The 3,159-nt window shown below is 45.0% G+C and carries 1 protein-coding gene; it reads left to right on the forward strand.

The features are described from left to right. Positions 1-1,408: 1,408 nt before the first annotated feature. Positions 1,409-2,851, forward strand: coding sequence for an MFS transporter (locus F6K57_RS41040; RefSeq protein WP_293051813.1), 1,443 nt, complete (start codon positions 1,409-1,411; stop codon positions 2,849-2,851). Positions 2,852-3,159 lie beyond the last annotated feature (308 nt).

A 3,159-nucleotide genomic window follows, 5' to 3' on the forward strand; every position in this document is an offset into this window, starting at 1 on the left:
GCTCTGCCAGCCGCTGAGGGTCACAGTAGAAATGTTACTGGCGATACTGCGGCTACAGCCAGTTAGGAACACAATTAGAGATACTAAAATTAGACATCTCGAAAGGATTTGCTTCATGATAAGTAAGGACGGCAAGGGCACCTCCTCAGACGGGAAAACTTATTTCCCGTCTGAGGAGGTGGCTATGTACCTAGAAATAATTAGTAAATACAGATGAAGATATGGTGATTGAGATAACTCGACATCCAAGATGGCTTTCTACAGCTTATTTCTTAAGGTCTCCAATATGGCTTTCTACAGCTTATTTCTTAAGGTGTCCTTATTTCTTAAGGTGTAAAGCTGTTACTAGCCATATTTATGGGGGTAAAGCTAGCTGTTAGTAGCCAACTTTATTATTGCTTATCTTTATTATACCACCACTTATCTTTAGCTTTAATTATGATTATCCATGATCCTCATCCTGGCTACAGTCTTGACTAACTGAACTACGTAAGCCTGAGATCAAGACTATGAAAGCGATCCCGCCTTTTTTTTTTCGCTAGCCAGGTCGTGGTACCTCTTGGCTCGATCCGTCAGATGAAAGATTTCAGTGAATATACTTAATTGTATTTTTGTTGCAATATTTTACTTTTTTTGAGATATTAGACTTAAGGTACCTGTTGCCCCAGGGATAAAAAAGGCAACAGCTGTACTTAGGTCAGTATTGGTATGTAGATATTGATATGTAGATATCGGTATGTAGATATCGGTTCTGGCTACATCGGGATTCCTAAACAAGGGAATAAGGCATTGGCCATGATTTTTCCTCATGATCCATGTCTATCCCCCTTGCTCCCCCGTTAATTGAATAGCGTAGCCTCCGCTGCTATACCCCGTCATGACCATAGCTCTCCCCATAGGGCATAGCCCTTAGGAAGTAACCCTTAGGGATTATTGAAAAGTACTACTTTTCGTATTTCTAAGGGGTTGGGTGAAGGCTAGAGAATAACTGTTATTGAAAAGTACCCCTTCTCGAAAAGTAAGGGTTAACGGAGTGTATAGCAGATGTCGCAGAAGCTAGACCTTCCTGGACTCTACCAGGAGTAAGGAAGGCTATGGTAGGTCTTCTGCGAAAGTAAGCAAGTCTTACTTCCCTAGTGATGTAAATGGCATAGACTCCTCTTGTAAAACCCCTTTTAGCCGAAGGAGGTTTTAGAAGAGGGTATAGGGGGGATTTAAGAGCAAGCCAAGAGGGTTACGCTATGGGCACGCTACGCCCATCAAGAAGGGGGATGCTATGGGGAGGATATGGCATAGGAGTTTCTACCTGCCTGCCGATCCAGTACAGGTGCTACCTGAACCCATACGATTTACTCGTCTCCATCAAATTCGCCATTTAAGTCCTCTCTATCTAGCTACCTGAACCGCTATGCTCAGACTCATATCCGATGTCGCCCCAGAAGCTCCGTCTTTGCCGCGATTGCCAGAGTTGCTAAAGCCCCTAAACAAGGAAGCACGACCGCCGCTTAGCCCTACTGAAAAAATTCCCAAGGGAGAGATTCGCTCTAGCCTGAGGGCTGCAACCCTTGACGGCGTGTTTTCCACCTTCTTTTCCTGTATCACAGCTGAGGTTTTCCTCACTAACTTCTTGCTGCAACTCGGGGCTAGCAACTTTGAAATCGGTATTCTTTCAGGGATACCTCTACTGGCGAATTTTCTACAGCCTATTGGTGCTTATTTATCTGACCGATCCTACAGTCGCCACTGGTTTATCATCAAAACCTTCATTCCTTCGCGACTACTATGGTTATTTGTCCTAGTAGGCATTGGGATGTTCTGCACTGGTCTGGCTCCAGCTCATCATCTAGTGTTGTGTACACTGGCGATTAACCTGATCACTCACATTTTTGGAGCTTTGGGTAGTCCCTCTTGGTCTAGCTGGATGGCGGTGTTAGTTCCTGTTCGCCTGCGAGGGCGCTATTTTGGACTGCGCAATAGCTTTACTAATTTAACCAACCTACTTTGTGTTCCCCTACTTGGATACATTGTTTCTAACTGGCAAGGTGGGCAAATTCAAGGCTATGGCGTAATCTTGATTTTGGCTATCGTAGCTGGAATACTAAGTCTAGTCTTTCAGTTCTTCATGGTAGATATCACTCCTCAGATACCTTCAAAGAAGACTGCGAAGACTGATGAGACTACTGATGAAACCTTAGAGTCTGAGGAGCCGACGCCCTCTGATTATGCTGCCCTATTGAAAGACTCAAACTTCCTAATCTTTGTACTCTACTTTGGATTGTGGATGTTTGCCTTCACCCTCAGCGCTCCCTTTTTCAATGTTTATCTGCTCGACAATTTGGGCTTAGATGTGGGTTGGGTAACTCTCTATACTAGTCTGATGGCTGGGGCAAGTTTATTGACACTGATCTACTGGGGTAAGTTGTCTGACCTGATCGGAAATCGTCCAGTACTAGTGATGGTTGGGATTCTCCTATCCGTGATTCCCTTACTTTGGCTTGGAATCGGCAGCCCAACAACTCTCGCTCTTTGGGTTTGGCTACCCCTTTTATTCTTCGGGACAGGTTCAGCTGCAGCAGCCATTGACCTGTGTGCCAATAACATCCAAATCGAGATATCACCAGCCCACAAACCCTCCACCTATTTTGCAGCAGCTGCAGCATCAGCCGGATTAGGTGGTGCTATAGGTAGTATGTTTGGTGGCTTTTTAGCCGAGTTGCCTCACTTCGGTGGTTTGCCAACATTATTTGCCCTATCAGCAGTGGTGCGATTGGCTACCCTTTTACCTTTGGCATTTGTCCGGGAGCCACGGGGTCGGAACCTCAAACAACTGCTGCTTCGTAACCGTGCTTGAACAGCAATAGTTTAGTCAATTGTTATGAGTTTAGGGTGCGTTATTAACGCACCCTAAAAGTATAGTTAAGACTTAAAGTTATTGCGTAAGTCCTGAACTAATTACTCTTGATAAACACTAAGGTTGGTCAGGTTATTTTCACTTAAGGTTGAAGAAATTTGCTAACGCCTCAACCATCATTGGTGGCCAACGGCGGACATGCTCTACCCAGTCTAAGTCCTGGTATCGCTTATCGAGACCAACGGCTGCCACCCAATTACTCTCAGCTTCCCCCCGTTTTCCGTCAGCCCACAACACAGCTGTTAAAG

This window comes from Moorena sp. SIO4A5 (genome assembly GCF_010672005.1).
Taxonomy (GTDB): Bacteria; Cyanobacteriota; Cyanobacteriia; order Cyanobacteriales; family Coleofasciculaceae; genus Moorena.